The organism is Streptomyces sp. NPDC032091 (assembly GCF_055580265.1).
This window is the reverse complement of sequence record NZ_JBVILR010000026.1, coordinates 1-16211: the sequence shown is the minus strand read 5'-3', so window position 1 is coordinate 16211 and position 16211 is coordinate 1. Positions and strand designations below refer to the sequence as shown.

The following is a 16211-nucleotide window of genomic DNA, read 5'->3' as shown; positions in this document are numbered from 1 at the left end:
CTCCCTGCATTGTCGCCGGAGCGTAACCGCTCGGATAATGTAGAACAAGTTTCAGACTTGATCCGTCGAAGAGCATTGAATCTACCGGCCGGAAACCACACCGTAAGAGGCGGAGCAGGTGATTCGCGCCACGGCTCGGACGCCTGACATGCTTGCTTCCGGACCCCTCCCGGAATCAGCCCCCGCAACGACACGGAACGCCAGGAACGGGACACATGAGAGCGGAAGCGAAGGCCGTCAGGGCACCGGCATCGGCCCCTGCCCCGGCGACCACGGCCGGCTCGGCGTCACCTCCGCTGACGGAGCGCCAGGAGGCGCGGCGGCGCCGGATCCTGCACGCGAGCGCACAGCTGGCCAGCCGGGGCGGCTTCGACGCCGTGCAGATGCGGGAGGTCGCGGAGTCCTCCCAGGTCGCGCTCGGCACGCTGTACCGGTACTTCCCGTCCAAGGTGCACCTGCTCGTCGCCACCATGCAGGACCAGCTCCAGCACCTGCACACGACCCTGCGGAAGCGGCCCCCGGCGGGCGACGAGCCGGCGGAGCGGGTCGCGGAGACCCTGATGCGCGCGTTCCGGGCCCTGCAGCGGGAGCCGCACCTGGCGGACGCCATGGTCCGCGCCCTGACGTTCGCGGACCGCAGCGTCAGCCCGGAGGTCGACACGGTCTCCCGGCTGACGACGGCCATCATCCTCGACGCGATGGGCCTGACCGCCCCGCCGACGGCGGAACAGCTGTCGGCGGTCCGCGTCATCGAACACACCTGGCACTCGGCCCTGATCACCTGGCTGTCGGGACGGGCGTCGATCGCACAGGTGAAGATAGACATCGAAACGGTATGCCGCCTGATCGACCTGACGACCCCGGAAAAGGCCTGAACGGGTTGTCGGGGGCCGGACCGGTATCCCGCTGACCGGTCTCGGAGAAGGGCTGGGGCTTTCCCGTCAGTCCCACTGTCCTTCCGGCTCGGGCCGGTCAGTCAAGGGCGCTCCTCCGTCGCGTCGCTCCGCGATCGCCTCCGGCGACCCTTGACAGCCCGACCCGCCCCGAAAAGACAAGGACTGCCGGGAAACCCCCAGAAGGACGGCACGGTCGTACCTGAGACATCCGGCGGCGTCAGCGATGAGCCGGGTGGGCCGGGGGCCGCCTCGCCGGGCATCCGGGCCGACGAGGCGGTGCATCGGGGCCGCGCTCCGCGACAGATCGCTACGCGCTCCTCCCGTTTCAGCGTCCGACGATCGCCTGGGGCCGCTGACCGCAGCAAAGGACGACAAGATCGTCCCCGGGGTCGGTGGGCGCCAGAGATCGCTACGCGCTCCTCAAGTTCCGGCGTCCGACGGCCGTCTGGGCCCGCTGCCTGCGGGAATGGACGACCAGGGTGGTCAGCGGGCGTCGAAGTCGTACTCCAGGACGTAGGACGCCGAGTCCAGGGTCATGTCGTTGACCTCGACGGGGCGGCCGCCCTCGGCGAAGGCGGTGCGGACGATCTGGATGACCGGCGTGCCCAGGGAGAGCGACAGCCGCTCGGCCTCGTCGGCCGAGGGCATGCGGCAGCGGATCTCCTCGCGGAAGTGGACGGGGGCGTACCCGAGGTCCGTCAGCCGCGCGTAGATGCCTCCCGGGCCGGGGTCGGCCTGGGTGATGGCGGAGTCGGCGACGAGGGCCGAGGGGAGGTACGACGTCGCGATGAGCACCGGCTTGCCGTCGAGCACGAAACGGCGGCTGCGCGCCCAGACCCGTTCGTCGGCGGCGATGCCGAGAGCTTCGGCGGTGCGGTCGTCCGCCTGCTGCTCGCGCACGTCGATCCGGTCGACGACGAGTTCGCGGTCGTCGGTGTCGGCCGACCAGACGGAACGGCCGGAACCCCAGTGATCCTGCGCCAGACGCTCGATACCGCGCCGCCGCAGCGGCTTGAAGTCGCGGACGAAGACACCCGCACCCTTGCGCGCCTCGACGAGGCCTTCGTTCTGGAGGACTCCGAGGGCCTGGCGGGCGGTCATGCGGGCGACGTCGTAGACGGCCATGAGGTCGTTCTCACCGGGCAGCCGGTCACCGGGGCCGTACTCGCCTGACCGGATGGCCGCCTTCAACGCGTCGGCGATCCGCTGGTACTTCGGCTGGCGTGTGCTGCCCTGGCTGGTCATCGAACTGATCACTCCCTCTCCTCTCTAGACACCCTAGGCCCAGGGGTAGGGCGTCGCACTCAGGGGTGTAGCGGCCGGTTCGCACACCGATCGAGGGACTTCTCTAGAGATGCATTGCCTCGGCGTCGAGGACAGTGGAACATCTCTAGAGACATAATCCCCCGGCTGAGGAGTGATCCCCATGCGGCAGATTCCCGTCGAGGCACAGGCCGGTGGAGTGCCCGGCGCCCCCTTGGACAGGGCGGCCATGCCCACCGGGCCCAGCGCCGAGCTTCTTGAGCGGGCGCTCGAAGGGTGGGAGCGGTTTCTCGACGGGTTCGAGGGGGTGTCCGGTGAGTGAGGGCTACGCGTACGTACCGCACCGGCTGCTGCGGCATCGCGTGCGGGACATCCCGTCGGGCGTCGAGGGCGTGCTGATGGCCGTGGTCAACGAGGACGTCTCGGACTTCGCCGGGTACGAGCGGTGGGTGGAACTCGCCTACATTCGCGACGCGTCGGGACGGGAGTTTCACCACCGCCGTCGGGAACGTCGAAGCGGTCGAGTGGATCGGGTGACGGCCCTGGCGGCCACGCCGCCAGGGCAAGGCCGGGTCAGGCCGAGGTGCGGCGGAGGGTGAGGGTGGTGAAGCCCCAGGAGGTGCGGTAGGTGTGGAGCCATTCCGTGCGGCGGGTCGTGGCCCAGTCGAGGATCTGGGGGCTGTCCGGGTGGGTCGGGTGGTCCAGGGCCCAGTCGGCCAGGGTGCCCCAGTTGGACCATTCGTAGTCGTCCAGTTCCTGGCGGGTGCTGGTGTGGCCCTGGACGGGGGTCCAGCCGTTGGCGACCACCTGGTCCACCATCGTGGGGAGGTCGGTGAAGTCGCCCAGTACGTCGACCGCTTCGGGGGTCGGGGTGCCGTCCCAGAAGCCGTCGCCGATCAGGACGCGGCCGCCGGGGGCGAGGTGGGCGCGGGCCGCCTCCAGGGTCGGGAGGAAGCCGCCGAAGGCGTGGGTGGAGCCGACGCAGAGGATCAGGTCGAAGGAGTGCGGGGAGGCGAAGTCCTCGGCCTTCTGGAGATGGAGGTCGAGGCGGTCCCCCACGCCCAGGCGGATGGCCTTTTCGCGGGCCTCCGTGAGGTCGGACTCCGAGATGTCCACGCCCTCGGCACGGACGTCCGGGTGTGCGGTCAGGGCGCGCAGGAGCCATTCCGCGCTGCCGCAGCCGAAGTCCAGGACGCGTTCGTCGCCGCGCGGGAGGGCCTGTGCCAGGACGCGGGTCACCGAGTCGTCGTTCAGGGGGGACTTGATGGGGTGGTGGGTGTGGGCCAGCTTGGATATCTGTTCGCGGTTCACCGGCGCAGCCTCGCAGGGAGGGGGCCCGTTCGCAGCTTGTTTTCCCGGTGGGTGCCGGTGCCGGTGGGGGCGTTAGGTTGTGCCGGTGATCGATGAAGCGCTGGTGTGGGACCGTCTCGCCGCTCTGCTGCCGGATGCCGACGGCGACGAGGTGCGGGTGTGCTGGGCGGTCGGGGAGCAGGAGGCCGGCCTCGAGTACCTGGTGGACGCGCTCCTGCGGCACCGGGTGCCCGTGGGGGAGGACACGCGGGCGGAGATGGCCGTGGTGGCGGAGGGGTGGGGGGTCCGCGAGAGCGTGTGCCGCCGGCTGGTGCAGTGCCCCGGCGACGGCCTGCCCGGCGGTCTGGAGCTGGTCGAGGGGCCCGGCACCGTCCCGCTGAGCGGCGCGGGCGGGCTCGACCCCCGGCTGGACGGCTTCCTCCTGATCCCGTGGATCCGGTCCACGGGATCAGGGAGATTGCTGGTCCGGGCCCATGTGGAGGAGCCCTGGGGGGACCTTTCGCTCATTCCGGAGTACTACGGCGTCCTCGCGTCCGAGCGGGGGCCGTCGCTGCGGCTCTTCGAGTCCTTCTCCGCCCGGGAGGCGTTGGAGGAGCTCCGGGGATCACACCCCTGAGGTCGCCTCGGTCTTGAGCATGCCGCGCAGTGCGTCGCGGAACTCCTGCGTGTCCTCCTCGCCGTGCACGGCGACCGCGTGCTGGACGGCCGCGCCCATGACCTCGTCTTCCTCACCGATGATGGTCAGGGTGCACCCGATCTCGCTCGGGTACTCCCTGCAGTCCATGACCTTGCGCATGACGCACCTCCCAGTGGCGATGCCTACCGGTCACACCTCCTACGATCCTCCGGTCGCCGCCGGGGCGAAAGCCGGGGCGCGGGTCAGCTGCCGCCCGGCTGGAGGACGCCGTTGACGGTGAGGCGGTACGGCGCGGCGATCTTGAGCGTTTCGGTGGGTTCGTAGTGGTCGACGATGGCGAAGACCGTCGCGGCGCGGCTGCCGAGGAGGTGGCGCAGACGGCGTTCGTCGAGGGCCGCGTGGTGGGTGGCGTCGAGGGGGACCTCGGCGGTCCAGGCGTGCCGGTGGTCGTCGGTGTAGGCGACGAGGCGCAGGCTGATGCCGGGGATCTTGTGGATCTGGTGGCTGCTGATCGTCTGCCAGCCGGTGAGGGCCGTGCCGTCGGAGACCAGGGTGGAGCCGGATCGGACGTTGTCGATCCACAGGCCGGGCTCGGTGAAGGAGCCGTCCGTCCTGTAGCGGAAGGCGACGAGTACGGTCCGGCCGGCGAGGTCGGAGAGGTCGATGCTCTGGTGGGTCCAGCCGCCCGAGTCTCCGTTGAAGCCGGGCAGGAGGGCTGCGATCCCGGCTTCGGCGTCGCTGTTCAGGGTGGTGACCATGCCGGCGCTGCGGCGTGAGGTGAAGGTGGCGCCGCCGTCCGTGGAGACCTGGACCACGCCGAGGTCATAGCCCTGTTCGATCTGCCAGCGGGCGTCGAAGGAGAGGGTGGGGTCGGTCGGGTCGACCGTGATCTGGTGGACGATGCTGCGGTCCAGGTTGGCCGCGTCGTTCACGGGGCCCGAGGAGAGGGCGGGGTCTCCGGGGGCGTGGCCGTTCGGGTCGACGGTCCATTCGACCGGGCTCGCCGGGTAGTCGACGGGCGAGTCGAAGGTCAGCGAGCGGAGCGCGGCGGTGGTCAGGGGGCTGCCGGAGGCGTCGCGCAGGCGGACGAAGTCCGCGCCGTTGGAGGGGGCGCCGGGCCGGGCGTAGGCGAAGGGGGTGTCGAGGTTGACGGTGGAGTGGAGGGGCCGTGCCCGGAAGCGGCGGGGGTCGGCGCCGGTGAGTTCGGCTCCGTCGTCGAGGATGCCGTCGAGGGCCGCGGTGGTGGACCAGTCGCGCAGGAGGGCGAAGGGGCTGGTGTGGCTCCCGTGCCGGGCGAGGGTCTTGGAGAGGCGGTCGAATCCCGAGCCGCCGCCTTCGTAGAGGAGGTCCCTGACGAAGCCGTGCCCGTGGCGTTCGGCGAGGGTGTGGATCATGACTTCGGAGGCGCCGTAGTCGCACAGCACGCTCTGGCCGGGGTCGCCCCAGATCGTGAGCGAGTTCTCGGGGCCTCCGTTGCGGTCTCCGTAGGCGTCGGTGTAGCCGGGCGGGAACATGGCCCGCTGGCGGCCCTGGAAGCAGCCGATCTTGAGGTTCTTGAGGGCGTCCTGGGAGCGGTCGTCGTAGCCGACCAGCCATCTGGCCCATTCGGCGGTGCCTTCGATGGTCCAGGCGGCGCCGTCGGCGTCCTTCGCCCCGCTGTACCAGAGCACGTGGTTGTACTCGTGGGCGAGCAGGCCCTCGATGTAGTGCGGCATCGGGAAGCCCTCCCAGACGCGGCACGGGTCCGGGCCCAGGTGGGCCGGTGTGGCGCCCAGCATGGTCTTCCAGCCCGCGGCCTCGATGACCAGGATGTTGCGGTCGACCGCGTCGACGTCGCTGCCGATGAATTCGCCTCCGGCCGCGATGTTGTCGACGAGGACGACGACGCGGTCGCCCTTGCCGCGCCAGGCGTCCGCCGGGATGCTCGGGTCGAGCAGTTCCGGCTTGGCGTTGCTGCCGTCGCGGGGCCTGGGGACGCCGAACACCTCGGCCTCGCGGGGGCGGATCACGTGCTCGAACTGTTCGCCCAGGTAGCGGAGCTGCGGGTCGGTGATCACGAGGTCGTCGGCGTTGGAGGTGGAGCAGTCGCCGGTGTCCACCCTCAGGTCACCGGTGGGGACCCAGAGCTCGACGTGCGGGGTGAGGGCGCGCAGCCGGAACTCCCGCAGCACGGTCTGGCCCGAGAAGTCGATGGTCGGCCAGGTGCGGAGCGTGCCGACCTTGGCTTCGCCGCCCCCGTAGCGGCCCGCCTTGGCCTGCTGGGACAGCCGGGGGTGGTGGTGGCGGCGCTTGTGGTGTGCCGGGTCCCGGCGGTCGTGGGCCGCCCGGGGCCGGGGCTCCGGCCGGGGGGCGGCCTGGACGGGGGCGGGCGGGAGCGCCCAGGCCAGCAGGAGCACGGTCAGGACCAGGGGCCACCACGCGGCGCGTCCGCGCGCGGTGGAGGGGGCGGGGGCGGGCTGGCGCATCGGTCTTCTTCCGGAGGAGTGGAAGGGGATGATGCGACAAGTTAGCGACATGGGATATTTCGTCCGGGCATGTCGGGTGGAGTGCGTGTCGGGCCGCAGCCGTCGGCTCCGGCCCGGCTGTCGGCGTCAGTCCTCGGGCGGGAACACCGCCTCCCCCGTCGCCGCGAGGGTGATCAGGATGGCCTCCACCGGGCAGCCCTCGGCCGCCGTGAGGGTGGGTTCGTTGGCGTCCGTCTGCGGGGTGCGGGGGTGGGACTGGCGGGCCGAGTCGAGGGCGAAGGCGTCCGGGGCGTGGTTCACGCACATGCCCGAGCCGATGCAGACGCCCCGGTCCACCTCCACCTGCCAGCGGTCGCCCATCACGAGCCCGCCGGCAGGTGGATCATCTTGTGCTCCAGGTACTCGCTCAGCCCCTCGGGCCCGAACTCCCGTCCCACGCCGCTGTTCTTGTAGCCGCCGAAGGGGCCGAGCATGTCCAGGCTGAAGGTGTTGACGTTGAAGGTGCCGGTGCGCACGCCGCGGGCGAAGTCGACGCCGTGGTCCACGTCGGCGGTCCAGACGCTGCCGCTGAGGCCGAACTCCGAGTCGTTCGCGATACGGGAGGCCTCCGCCTCGTTCCCGTACGGGATCAGGCAGACGACCGGGCCGAAGATCTCCTCGCGGGCGATGCGCATCGCGTTGTCGACGTCGCCGAAGAGGGTGGGTTCGACGTACCAGCCGCGGTCCAGGCCGGCCGGGCGGCCGCCGCCGGCGAGGACCTTGGCGCCCTCCTCCTGGCCGATGCGGATGTAGTCGAGGGAGCGCTGCTGCTGGCGCCGGGCGACGAGCGGGCCGACCTGGGTCGCCGGGTCGAGGGGGTCGCCGACGACCAGGGCGCCGGCGGCGGCCGCGAGGGCCTCGGCGATCTCCCCGTAGCGGCTGCGCGGGGCGAGGATCCGCGTCTGGGCGACGCAGGCCTGGCCGTTGTTCATCCAGGCGGCGGGGACGATCCCGGCGACGGCGGCCGCCACGTCGGCGTCCGGGAGGATCACGGCGGCGGACTTGCCGCCGAGTTCGAGGGTGACCCGGGTCAGGTTGCGGGCGGCGACCTCCATGACCCGCCGGCCGGCCGCGACGGACCCGGTGAAGGCGACCTTGTCGATGCCGGGGTGTCCGACCAGGTACTCGCTGACCTCGCGGTCGGCGGGCAGGACCGACAGCACGCCCTCCGGCAGCCCGGCCTCCCGGGCGATGTCGGCCAGGATGAAGGAGTCCAGCGGCGCCTCGGGCGAGGGCTTGAGGATGACCGAGGAGCCGGTGAGCAGCGCCGGGGCGAGTTTCGCGGCGGCCACGAACTGCGGGACGTTCCACGGGATGACGGCGGCGACGACCCCGACCGGTTCGCGGCGCACGAGGATCGGCCCGAGGGCCCCCTGGCGGCGCTCCTCGTACGGGTAGTCGCGGGCGACGGTGATGGCGGCGTCGTAGACCATCATCGCGCCGAGGGCCTGGGCGAGAACGCTCCAGGAGTACGGGGAGCCGTTCTGCGAGCTGATGGAGCGGGCTATCTCCTCGTGCCGGACGGTGATGGCGTCCTTGATGCGGGAGACGACGGCGATGCGCTCGTCCAGGGAGAGCCGGGGCCAGGGGCCCTCGTCGAAGGCCCGGCGGGCGGCGGCGACGGCCCGGTCCACGTCGGCCTCGCAGGCGTGCGGGACGCTGCCGATGACCTGCTCGGTGTGGGGGGAGACGACGCGGATGGTGTCGGTGCCCAGCGGATCGGTCCATTCCCCGCCGATGAACAGGTGTCCGTGTTCCACGAGCTCGGTCATGTCCGATGCCTCCAGGGGCTGCGCACGCTCTCACCGGTGTCGCAGAACTGATACCAGTTCTAGTTCCAGGAGTCCACGGTCCGGACGAGGGCTCCGGAAGATCCGATGCAGGGTCAGGACTGTTGGTGGAAGGTCGACTTGGGCTACTACTGGAACGCGTTCTCGTCAGAGCGGATCGAGCCGGCCAGGGGAGCACCCATGTCAGAGGTCATGTCACAGGTCACCGACCACGGCGGGGGCGTCTGGGGCCTCAAGGTCCCCATCCCCGACAACCCGCTCGGCCACACCCTCGTCCACGTCCTCGACACGGACGCCGGGCCCGTCCTCGTGGACACCGGCTGGGACGACCCCGACGCCTGGGACGCCCTCGCCTCCGGGCTCGGCGCGCTCGGCCTCACCGTCGCCGACGTCCACGGCGTGGTCATCACCCACCACCACCCCGACCACCACGGCCTGTCCGGGAAGGTGAGGGAGGCGTCCGGGGCGTGGATCGCCATGCACGCCGCCGACACGGAGGTCGTCCTGCGCACCCGCTCCGCCGAGCCGGGCGTGTGGTTCGACTACATGGGCGAGAAGCTGGCGGCCGCCGGAGCCCCCGAGGAGCACCTCGCGCCGCTGCGGGCGGCCCGGGAGAGCGGCCGGCTGCGGACCCTGCCCGGGCTGCGGGCCGCCGTCCCCGACCGGGAGATCGTCCCCGGCGAGCTGCTGCCGCTGCCCGGCCGCCGGCTGCGGGGGATCTGGACGCCCGGGCACACCCCCGGCCACGTCTGCCTGCACCTGGAGGAGGCCCACCCCGCGCACCTGCCCGGCAACGGCCGGCTGTTCTCCGGCGACCACCTGCTGCCCGGGATCTCCCCGCACATCGGCCTGTACGAAGCCCCGGAGGACACCCGGGCCACCGACCCCCTCGGCGACTACCTCGACTCCCTCGAACGCGTCGGCCGCCTGGAGCCCGCCGAGGTGCTCCCGGCCCACCAGCACGCCTTCACCGACGCCCCCGCCCGCGTACGGGAACTCCTCGCGCACCACGAGGAGCGGCTGAGCGGGCTGCGGCGGCTGCTGCTGGCGGAGCCGCTGACCCCGTGGGCGCTGGCGGAGCGGATGGAGTGGAACCGGCCCTGGGAGCAGATCCCGTACGGCTCCCGCACCATCGCCGTCTCGGAAGCGGAAGCGCACCTCCGGCGGCTGGTGAAACAGGGCCGGGCGGAGGCGGTCCCGGGCACGGAGCCGGTGGCGTACCGGGCGGTGTGAGCGGCGCCGGCCCGGGGCGCGGGGGCCCGGCACCCCGGGGCCCGGCGGGTACGGGCCGGTAGAGTGAGGCCGTCGTCCACACTTCCGTACGGGGGGAAGCCGGTGCGAATCCGGCGCTGACCCGCAACCGTGACCCGGCCCGCAGCACGCGGGGCGGCGAGCCGGAATGCCCCGTAGCGGAGGTGCGCGGCTCGTGCCGCCGGAGCCCCCGGCGGCCGGCACCGTCGAGGTAAACGGAGCCGGAGCCCGGTGCCCGCGCGTGCCCGTCTCCCGCTCCCCGCACGAGAGGCACCCGCCCCGCCATGAACGTCCGCCGCAGCGCCGCCGCGCTCGCCGCCTCCGCCGTGCTCTGCCTGGGCGCCGCCCCCGCAGCCCTCGCCGACACGCCGCCGTCCTCCCCCTCCGCGCCGCCGGTGATCCCCTCGGGCCTCTTCGGCAAGGCCGACCCGTCCTACGACGGGGTGTGGCGCCAGTCCTTCGCGCTGCTCGCCCAGCAGACGGTCGGCCTCAAGCCTGCCGCGCAGGCCGTGGAATGGCTGGCCGGGCAGCAGTGCGCGAACGGCGGCTTCGCCTCGTTCCGCGCGGACGCGGCCAAGGCCTGTGACGCGACGACCGTGTTCGACACGAACGCCACCGCGGCGGCCGTACAGGCGCTGAAGGCCCTCGGCGGCAAGGACGCCCAGGTCAAGAAGGCCGTGGACTGGCTGAAGTCCGTCCAGAACGAGGACGGCGGCTGGGCCTACGTCCCCGGTTCCCCCAGCGAGGGCAGCTCGACCTCGATCGTGATCAGCGCCCTCGCGGTGGCGGGCGAGAAGCCGGCCGAGGTGAAGTCGAAGGCCGGCAAGTCCGCCTACGACGGCCTGCTCTCCTTCCAGCTGGGCTGCTCCGCCGAGCCGGCCGCCGACCGCGGCGCCTTCGGCTACCAGCCGGCCGACGGCAAGCTCGCCGCCAACGCCGACGCCACGGCCGCCGCCGTCCTGGCCGGCCTGGGCAAGGGCACGCTCGTCGAGCCCGCCACCACGGACACCGCCACCGCCCCGCTGGCCTGCCCGGCGGGCGCCGCCGACCCGGCCGCCGCCGCCCAGGCCGCCGCCGGCTACCTGGCCGAGGCGCTGAAGAAGGACGGCCACCTGACGGCCGTCACCCCGGGCGCCGACCAGCCGACCCCGGACACCGGCAACACCGCCGACGCCGTGATCGCCCTGGCCGCGACCGGGCACCGGCAGGCGGCTTCGGGCGCGCTGGAGTGGCTGAAGAACAACTCCGCCTCCTGGTCCAACCGGAACCCGGCCGCCCTGGCCACCCTGGTCCTGACCGCCCACGCGACCGGTACCGACCCGAAGGCCTTCGGCGGCGTCGACCTGGTCGCTGCGCTGAACGCCACGGGCCCGGCCCCGCAGCAGCCGGACGCCGAGGCGCAGACGGTGGAGAACAAGGGCGACAAGCCCTCCTCCGGCAACCAGAACCTGTGGTGGATCATCGGCGCGGGCGCCGCCGCCGGCATGGGCATCGGCATCCTGCTGAGCGGCCGTCGCAAGAAGAACCAGCTGTGAGCGCGCGCCGGGCGCGGGGCCCCGTCGGCCTGCTGGCCGTCCTGGGCCTGGTCCTCACCCTGTTCGCGGCCTCCCCGGCGCTGGCGGCGAGCTACCGCTACTGGTCGTTCTGGGAGGGCACGGGCGGGAAGTGGGGCTACGCCGCCCAGGGCCCGTCGACGGCCGTACCCGCGGACGGCGCCACGCTCGGCTTCCGCTTCTCGGTGAGCAAGGACGCCGGCGCCGAGGCGGCCCAGCCGCGCACCGCCGCCGGCTTCGAGGCCGTCTGCGGTGGCACCGCGGCGGCGGAGGGGAAGAAGCGGGTGGCGCTGGTCATCGACTTCGGGGTGCCCGGGGACGCCCCCGCAGGCGAAGCCCCGCCGCAGGAGGCCCCGCGCACGGCCTGCGCCCTGGTGGCCCCGGAGGCCACGGCCGCCGAGGCGCTGGCGTCGGTGGCGAAGCCGCTGCGCTACAACGGCGCGGCGCTGCTGTGCGCGATCTCCGGCTACCCGAGGTCGGGCTGCGGCGAGCCGATCGCGGACGCCGCCGAACCGAAGACCTCCGCTTCCGCCCCCGCCGCGGCGCCCTCCTCGGGCGGGGGCTCCGGCCCCTCGGCCGGCCTGCTCGCGGGCGTGGCTGCGGTCGCCGCCCTGGGCGCGGCGGCCGTCTGGCAGTCCCGCCGCCGCAGGCGATGACCAGCCCATCGGAGGGCGCCCGGCACGGCCGCGACGGCGCGGCCGCCGCCGACGGCGCTCAGCCGCCCACCGGGGCCACCCGCACCGGTCCTACGGTCCGCACGGGTGGTGCGGGTGGGAACACCGCTCGGCCGCAGGCCGGGCGCACCACCCACCGCCCCGCGGCCGACGGCACGACCCCGCCCGGGCCCGGCTCCGCAGGGGCCGGTCGGGGGCCGCACGGGCCGACGTACAAGAAGGAACGGCCCTGGCGGGCTCCCGCGGCACGGCGTGGCAACGCCCTGCACGCGGGGGCCTGGTGGCTGTGGGCCCTCGGCCTCGCGACCGCCGCCTCCCGGACCACCAACCCGCTGCTGCTCGGGCTGATCGTCGGCGTCGCCGGGTACGTGGTCGCCGCCCGCCGCACCGAGGCGCCGTGGGCGCGCTCCTACGGTGCCTTCGTGCGGCTCGGCCTGTTCGTCATCGGGCTGCGGCTGCTGTTCTCCGTGCTGCTGGGCTCCCCCATCCCGGGAGCGCACGTCCTGTTCACCCTGCCGGAGGTGCCGCTCCCGGCGTGGGCGCAGGGCATCCGGTTCGGCGGGCGGGTCACCGCCGAGCAGCTGGTCTTCGCCTTCTACGACGGGGCGAAGCTGGCGACCCTGCTGATCTGCGTCGGCGCGGCCAACGCCCTGGCCAGTCCGGCGCGGTTGCTGAAGTCGCTGCCGGCCGCGCTGTACGAGGCGGGGGTGGCCGTCGTCGTGGCCATGACGTTCGCGCCGAACATGGTCGCGGACGTGGCCCGGCTGCGCACCGCCCGCCGGCTGCGCGGCCGTCCCACGGGCGGGGTGCGGGCCGTCCTCCAGATCGGGCTGCCGGTGCTGGAGGGCGCGCTGGAGCGCTCGGTGGCCGTCGCCGCGTCGATGGACGCGCGCGGGTACGGGCGTACGGCCCAGGTCCCGCCCGCGGTGCGGCACACCACCAACGCCCTCACGCTGGGCGGCCTGCTCGGCATGTGCGCGGGCACGTACGCCCTCCTCGCGGCGGAGGGCGCCGGCTACGGGCTGCCCCTGCTCGGCATCGGCCTGGCCCTGGCCCTGGCGGGGCTGCGGCTGGGCGGGCGGCGCAGCGTCCGCACCCGCTACCGGCCCGACCGGTGGGGGGTGCGCGCCTGGCTGGTCGCCGGGTCGGGAGCGGCGGTGGCGGCCCTCCTCGTCCGTGCGGGGTCGGTGGACCCCGAGGGGCTGCGGCCGGGCGTGGTGCCGCTGGTCGCGCCGGGGCTGCCGCTGTGGCCCGCGGCGGCGGTCCTGATCGGCCTGCTCCCGGCCCTCGTGGCCCCCGTCCCTTCCCCTTCCTCCGAGGAGCCGTCCCGTTGATCCGCTTCGACCAGGTCTCGGTGACGTACGACGGCGCCGCGCGGCCCTCCCTCCGCGATGCGGACTTCACCCTCCCGGAGGGCGAGCTGACCCTGCTCGTCGGCCCGTCCGGGGTCGGCAAGTCGACCCTGCTGGGCGCCGTCTCCGGGCTGGTCCCGCACTTCACGGGCGGCACGCTGCGGGGACGGGTGACGGTGGCCGGACGCGACACCCGTACGCACCGGCCGCGCGAGCTCGCGGACGTGGTGGGCACGGTCGGGCAGGATCCGCGGGCCCACTTCGTGACGGACGTGGTGGAGGACGAGCTGGCGTACGGCATGGAGTCGCTGGGCCTGCCGCCCGCGGTGATGCGGCGCCGGGTGGAGGAGACCCTGGACCTGCTGGGCCTGAACGAACTCCGCGACCGCCCGATCGCGACCCTGTCCGGGGGCCAGCAGCAGCGGGTGGCGATCGGCTCGGTCCTGACGACGCACCCGCGGGTGCTGGTCCTGGACGAGCCGACCTCCGCGCTGGACCCGGCGGCGGCGGAGGAGGTGCTGGCCGTGCTGCAACGGCTGGTCCACGACCTCGGCACGACGGTGCTGATGGCGGAGCACCGGCTGGAACGGGTCGTCCAGTACGCCGACCGCGTCCTCCTCCTCCCTTCCCCGGGCGCGGCCCCGGTCCTGGGCACCCCGTCGGAGGTCATGGCCGTCTCCCCGGTCCACCCCCCGGTGGTCTCCCTGGGCCGCCTGGCGGGCTGGACCCCGCTCCCCCTCTCGATCCGCGACGCCCGCCGCGCGTCCGCTCCGCTGCGGGACCGGCTGTCGGGGCACGCCGTCCCAGCCCCGCCGGCGTTCGAGGCGCGGGGGTCCGGGGGCGGAGCCCCCGAAACGGGGTCAGGGGCGGAGCCCCGGGGAACGGCGGAAGGGCGGGGCGGGGAGCAGCTCCGCGCAGCGACCCCCGCCCCCACCCCCACCGCGCCTACACCGGCACCGGCCCCTGCCCGCCGCCCCGGCCTCCTGGCCCGGCTGGCCGGCCGCTCCCGGCGCGGGCCGGGCGACGCCACACCCGCATCTCCCGCCCCCGCGGCCACCGCAGCCACCGCCACCGCCCTCGGTATCCGCCGCGCCCGCGCAGAGGTCCTCCACGACATCACCCTCACCGTCGCCCCCGGCGAGACCATCGCCCTGATGGGCCGCAACGGCGCCGGAAAATCCACCCTGCTCGCCGCCCTCACCGGCACCCTCGCCCCCACCACCGGCCAGGTGACGGTCGGCGGCCGCGCCCCGCACCGCACCCCGCCCGCCGAGATGGTCCGCCGGGTCGGCCTCGTCCCGCAGGAGCCCCGCGACCTCCTCTACGCCGACACCGTCGCCGCCGAGTGCGCCGCGGCCGACGCCGACGCCGGGGCCGCGCCCGGGACCTGCCGGGCCCTGGTCAGCGCCCTGCTGCCGGACGTACCGGACGGCACCCATCCGCGGGACCTGTCCGAGGGCCAGCGCCTCACCCTCGCCCTCGCCCTGGTCCTCACCGGCCGGCCGGCCCTGCTCCTCCTGGACGAGCCCACCCGCGGCCTGGACTACGCCGCGAAGGCCCGCCTCGTCGAGACGCTGCGCGCCCTCGCGGCCGACGGCCACGCCATCGTCCTCGCGACGCACGACGTGGAGCTCGCCGCGGAGCTGGCCCACCGCGTGGTCATCCTGGCGGGCGGTGAGATCGTCGCCGACGGGCCGACCGCCGAGGTCGTGGTGTCCTCCCCCGCCTTCGCCCCGCAGGTGGCCAAGGTCCTGGCCCCGGGCCGCTGGCTCACGGTCTCCCAGGTGGCCGCCGCCCTGGAGGCGGCGGAGGCGCCGAAGACCACGGAGGCCCTGAAGGCAGCGGACGCGCTGAAGGACACGGAGGCCGCACCGTGAGCCCCCGCCCCGTCCGCATCGGCCCCCGCGCCGCCGCGGCCCTGGTCCTCGTCACCCTCATCGGGATCGCCGCCTTCGGGTGGCCCCTGCTCGCGGACGCCCAGTCCGGCCTGGCCCACTCCCAGGACGCCCCCTGGCTCTTCGCCGCGCTGCTGCCGCTCCTGGTGGCGGTGGTCGTCGCGACGATCGCCGACAACGGGATGGACGCCAAGGCGGTGGCGATGCTCGGCGTGCTGGCCGCCGTCGGGGCGGCCCTGCGGCCGCTGGGCGCGGGCACGGCGGGCCTGGAGCCCATGTTCTTCCTGATGGTGCTCAGCGGCCGCGTCCTCGGCCCCGGTTTCGGGTTCGTCCTGGGCGCCGTCACGATGTTCGCGTCCGCCCTGCTCACGGGTGGGGTGGGGCCGTGGATGCCGTTCCAGATGCTGGCCCTGGGCTGGTTCTCGCTGGGCGCCGGGCTGCTGCCCGGGGCGGTGGGGGTCCGGGGGCGGGCCGAGCTGGCGATGCTCGCGGCGTACGGGTTCGTGGGCTCGTTCGCGTACGGCACGGTGATGAACCTCCAGGGCTGGGTCCTGCTCCAGGGCATGGGCCAGGGGGTCTCCTTCCACCCGGGGGACCCGGTGCCGGAGAACCTCGCGCGGTTCGCGGCGTACTGCCTGGCCACCTCGCTGGGCTGGGACCTGGGGCGGGCGGTGCTGACGGTCGTGCTGACCTTCGCCCTCGGGGGCACGCTGCTCAGGGCGCTGCGGCGGGCGACTCGGAAAGCGGCGTTCGACGCGCCCGTTTCCTTCGATTCGGTGGCCGGAAGTGGCCCGGGACACGCACCGGACCGGGTATGAACCGGCACGCACGGTGACATAGGGGCCGCTCGGCGGTGAGGCGGCCCACAGGACCCACGTCACATCCGGCCCCGCCTAGTAGACCCGCCCGCACCCCCGCCCACCGTCTCCCACCAGCGGGATCCGCCCCTCCGCCCGGCGGGGACCTGTCGCTCCGTTCCGAAGCCGGCTGGTAGGAGGGGGGCGTTGCCAGGGCGGCGGGGGCCTGGCTAACTGGTGATGTCGCCGGGGCGGCCGGGGCGCACAGCCCCCCGCCCGGACGGCCCC

Annotated in this window: 15 protein-coding genes and 1 pseudogene; 10 read left to right on the top strand and 6 right to left on the bottom strand. The window is 74.0% G+C overall.

The window, feature by feature from the left end; genetic code table 11:
• The first annotated feature begins 215 nt into the window (after positions 1-215).
• Positions 216-875 (top strand): TetR family transcriptional regulator, encoded by a 660-nt coding sequence (locus ACZ5NJ_RS31690; protein ID WP_468769397.1) that lies wholly within the window; start codon positions 216-218, stop codon positions 873-875.
• 504 nt (positions 876-1379) lie between these two features.
• On the opposite strand, the gene ACZ5NJ_RS31685 is transcribed toward ACZ5NJ_RS31690, so the two are convergent.
• Positions 1380-2141, bottom strand: a complete 762-nt coding sequence (locus tag ACZ5NJ_RS31685) for a GntR family transcriptional regulator (RefSeq protein WP_468769552.1) — start codon at positions 2139-2141, stop codon at positions 1380-1382.
• 181 nt (positions 2142-2322) lie between these two features.
• Here ACZ5NJ_RS31685 and ACZ5NJ_RS31680 point away from each other — a divergent pair, with 181 nt between their 5' ends.
• Both ACZ5NJ_RS31680 and ACZ5NJ_RS31675 read left to right on the top strand, forming a co-directional pair.
• Complete coding sequence (locus ACZ5NJ_RS31680; RefSeq protein ID WP_468769396.1) at positions 2323-2481, top strand: hypothetical protein; 159 nt, start codon at positions 2323-2325, stop codon at positions 2479-2481.
• Positions 2474-2696 (top strand): annotated as a pseudogene (locus ACZ5NJ_RS31675) (hypothetical protein). Before ACZ5NJ_RS31680 ends, ACZ5NJ_RS31675 begins: the two are co-directional and overlap by 8 nt.
• A 36-nt stretch (positions 2697-2732) precedes the next feature.
• On the opposite strand, the gene ACZ5NJ_RS31670 reads toward ACZ5NJ_RS31675, so the two are convergent.
• Entirely contained in the window at positions 2733-3470 is a 738-nt protein-coding gene (locus tag ACZ5NJ_RS31670) for an SAM-dependent methyltransferase (protein ID WP_468769395.1), read from the bottom strand.
• 85 nt (positions 3471-3555) lie between these two features.
• Here ACZ5NJ_RS31670 and ACZ5NJ_RS31665 point away from each other — a divergent pair, with 85 nt between their 5' ends.
• Positions 3556-4086, top strand: a complete 531-nt coding sequence (locus tag ACZ5NJ_RS31665; protein WP_468769345.1) for a hypothetical protein — start codon at positions 3556-3558, stop codon at positions 4084-4086.
• On the opposite strand, the gene ACZ5NJ_RS31660 is transcribed toward ACZ5NJ_RS31665, so the two are convergent.
• The 4 genes from ACZ5NJ_RS31660 to ACZ5NJ_RS31645 form a co-directional block, all read right to left on the bottom strand.
• Positions 4075-4266 carry a DUF1059 domain-containing protein gene (locus ACZ5NJ_RS31660; protein ID WP_358898349.1) on the bottom strand — a complete coding sequence of 64 codons (192 nt, stop codon included), beginning with the start codon at positions 4264-4266 and terminating at the stop codon, positions 4075-4077. The two genes, ACZ5NJ_RS31665 and ACZ5NJ_RS31660, sit on opposite strands and share 12 nt — an antisense overlap.
• A gap of 83 nt (positions 4267-4349) precedes the next feature.
• Positions 4350-6572, bottom strand: coding sequence for a choice-of-anchor J domain-containing protein (locus ACZ5NJ_RS31655; protein WP_468769343.1), 2223 nt, complete (start codon positions 6570-6572; stop codon positions 4350-4352).
• A 126-nt stretch (positions 6573-6698) separates the two neighbouring features.
• Complete coding sequence (locus tag ACZ5NJ_RS31650; protein WP_468769341.1) at positions 6699-6932, bottom strand: ferredoxin; 234 nt, start codon at positions 6930-6932, stop codon at positions 6699-6701.
• Positions 6932-8383 (bottom strand): aldehyde dehydrogenase, encoded by a 1452-nt coding sequence (locus ACZ5NJ_RS31645; RefSeq protein ID WP_468769340.1) that lies wholly within the window; start codon positions 8381-8383, stop codon positions 6932-6934. Before ACZ5NJ_RS31645 ends, ACZ5NJ_RS31650 begins: the two co-directional genes overlap by 1 nt.
• Positions 8384-8593: 210 nt before the next feature.
• Here ACZ5NJ_RS31645 and ACZ5NJ_RS31640 point away from each other — a divergent pair, with 210 nt between their 5' ends.
• The 6 genes from ACZ5NJ_RS31640 (at position 8594) to ACZ5NJ_RS31615 (ending at position 15944) form a co-directional block, all read left to right on the top strand.
• On the top strand, positions 8594-9634 hold the full coding sequence (locus tag ACZ5NJ_RS31640; RefSeq protein ID WP_468769550.1) for an MBL fold metallo-hydrolase: 1041 nt from the start codon (positions 8594-8596) through the stop codon (positions 9632-9634).
• Between the two features lie 302 nt (positions 9635-9936).
• The gene (locus ACZ5NJ_RS31635; protein ID WP_468769338.1) at positions 9937-11187 is read left to right on the top strand and encodes a prenyltransferase/squalene oxidase repeat-containing protein; all 1251 of its coding nucleotides are present in this window, start codon (positions 9937-9939) and stop codon (positions 11185-11187) included.
• Entirely contained in the window at positions 11184-11861 is a 678-nt protein-coding gene (locus ACZ5NJ_RS31630; RefSeq protein ID WP_468769337.1) for an SCO2322 family protein, read from the top strand. The genes ACZ5NJ_RS31635 and ACZ5NJ_RS31630 overlap by 4 nt, the downstream gene beginning before the upstream one ends.
• Entirely contained in the window at positions 11858-13213 is a 1356-nt protein-coding gene (locus ACZ5NJ_RS31625) for an energy-coupling factor transporter transmembrane component T (protein ID WP_468769335.1), read from the top strand. Before ACZ5NJ_RS31630 ends, ACZ5NJ_RS31625 begins: the two co-directional genes overlap by 4 nt.
• Positions 13210-15108, top strand: a complete 1899-nt coding sequence (locus ACZ5NJ_RS31620; protein ID WP_468769333.1) for an ABC transporter ATP-binding protein — start codon at positions 13210-13212, stop codon at positions 15106-15108. The genes ACZ5NJ_RS31625 and ACZ5NJ_RS31620 overlap by 4 nt, the downstream gene beginning before the upstream one ends.
• Complete coding sequence (locus tag ACZ5NJ_RS31615; protein ID WP_468769331.1) at positions 15105-15944, top strand: ECF transporter S component; 840 nt, start codon at positions 15105-15107, stop codon at positions 15942-15944. The genes ACZ5NJ_RS31620 and ACZ5NJ_RS31615 overlap by 4 nt, the downstream gene beginning before the upstream one ends.
• Positions 15945-16211: the final 267 nt, after the last annotated feature.

What these genes read in the sequence shown, in the direction of transcription:
- ACZ5NJ_RS31690 (WP_468769397.1), top strand. Translation starts at nt 216, where the DNA reads ATGAGAGCGGAAGCGAAGGCCGTCAGGGCACCGGCATCGGCCCCTGCC.
- ACZ5NJ_RS31685 (WP_468769552.1), bottom strand. Translation starts at nt 2,141, where the DNA reads ATGACCAGCCAGGGCAGCACACGCCAGCCGAAGTACCAGCGGATCGCC.
- ACZ5NJ_RS31680 (WP_468769396.1), top strand. Translation starts at nt 2,323, where the DNA reads ATGCGGCAGATTCCCGTCGAGGCACAGGCCGGTGGAGTGCCCGGCGCC.
- ACZ5NJ_RS31660 (WP_358898349.1), bottom strand. Translation starts at nt 4,266, where the DNA reads ATGCGCAAGGTCATGGACTGCAGGGAGTACCCGAGCGAGATCGGGTGC.
- ACZ5NJ_RS31655 (WP_468769343.1), bottom strand. Translation starts at nt 6,572, where the DNA reads ATGCGCCAGCCCGCCCCCGCCCCCTCCACCGCGCGCGGACGCGCCGCG.
- ACZ5NJ_RS31650 (WP_468769341.1), bottom strand. Translation starts at nt 6,932, where the DNA reads ATGGGCGACCGCTGGCAGGTGGAGGTGGACCGGGGCGTCTGCATCGGC.
- ACZ5NJ_RS31645 (WP_468769340.1), bottom strand. Translation starts at nt 8,383, where the DNA reads ATGACCGAGCTCGTGGAACACGGACACCTGTTCATCGGCGGGGAATGG.
- ACZ5NJ_RS31640 (WP_468769550.1), top strand. Translation starts at nt 8,594, where the DNA reads ATGTCACAGGTCACCGACCACGGCGGGGGCGTCTGGGGCCTCAAGGTC.
- ACZ5NJ_RS31635 (WP_468769338.1), top strand. Translation starts at nt 9,937, where the DNA reads ATGAACGTCCGCCGCAGCGCCGCCGCGCTCGCCGCCTCCGCCGTGCTC.
- ACZ5NJ_RS31625 (WP_468769335.1), top strand. Translation starts at nt 11,858, where the DNA reads ATGACCAGCCCATCGGAGGGCGCCCGGCACGGCCGCGACGGCGCGGCC.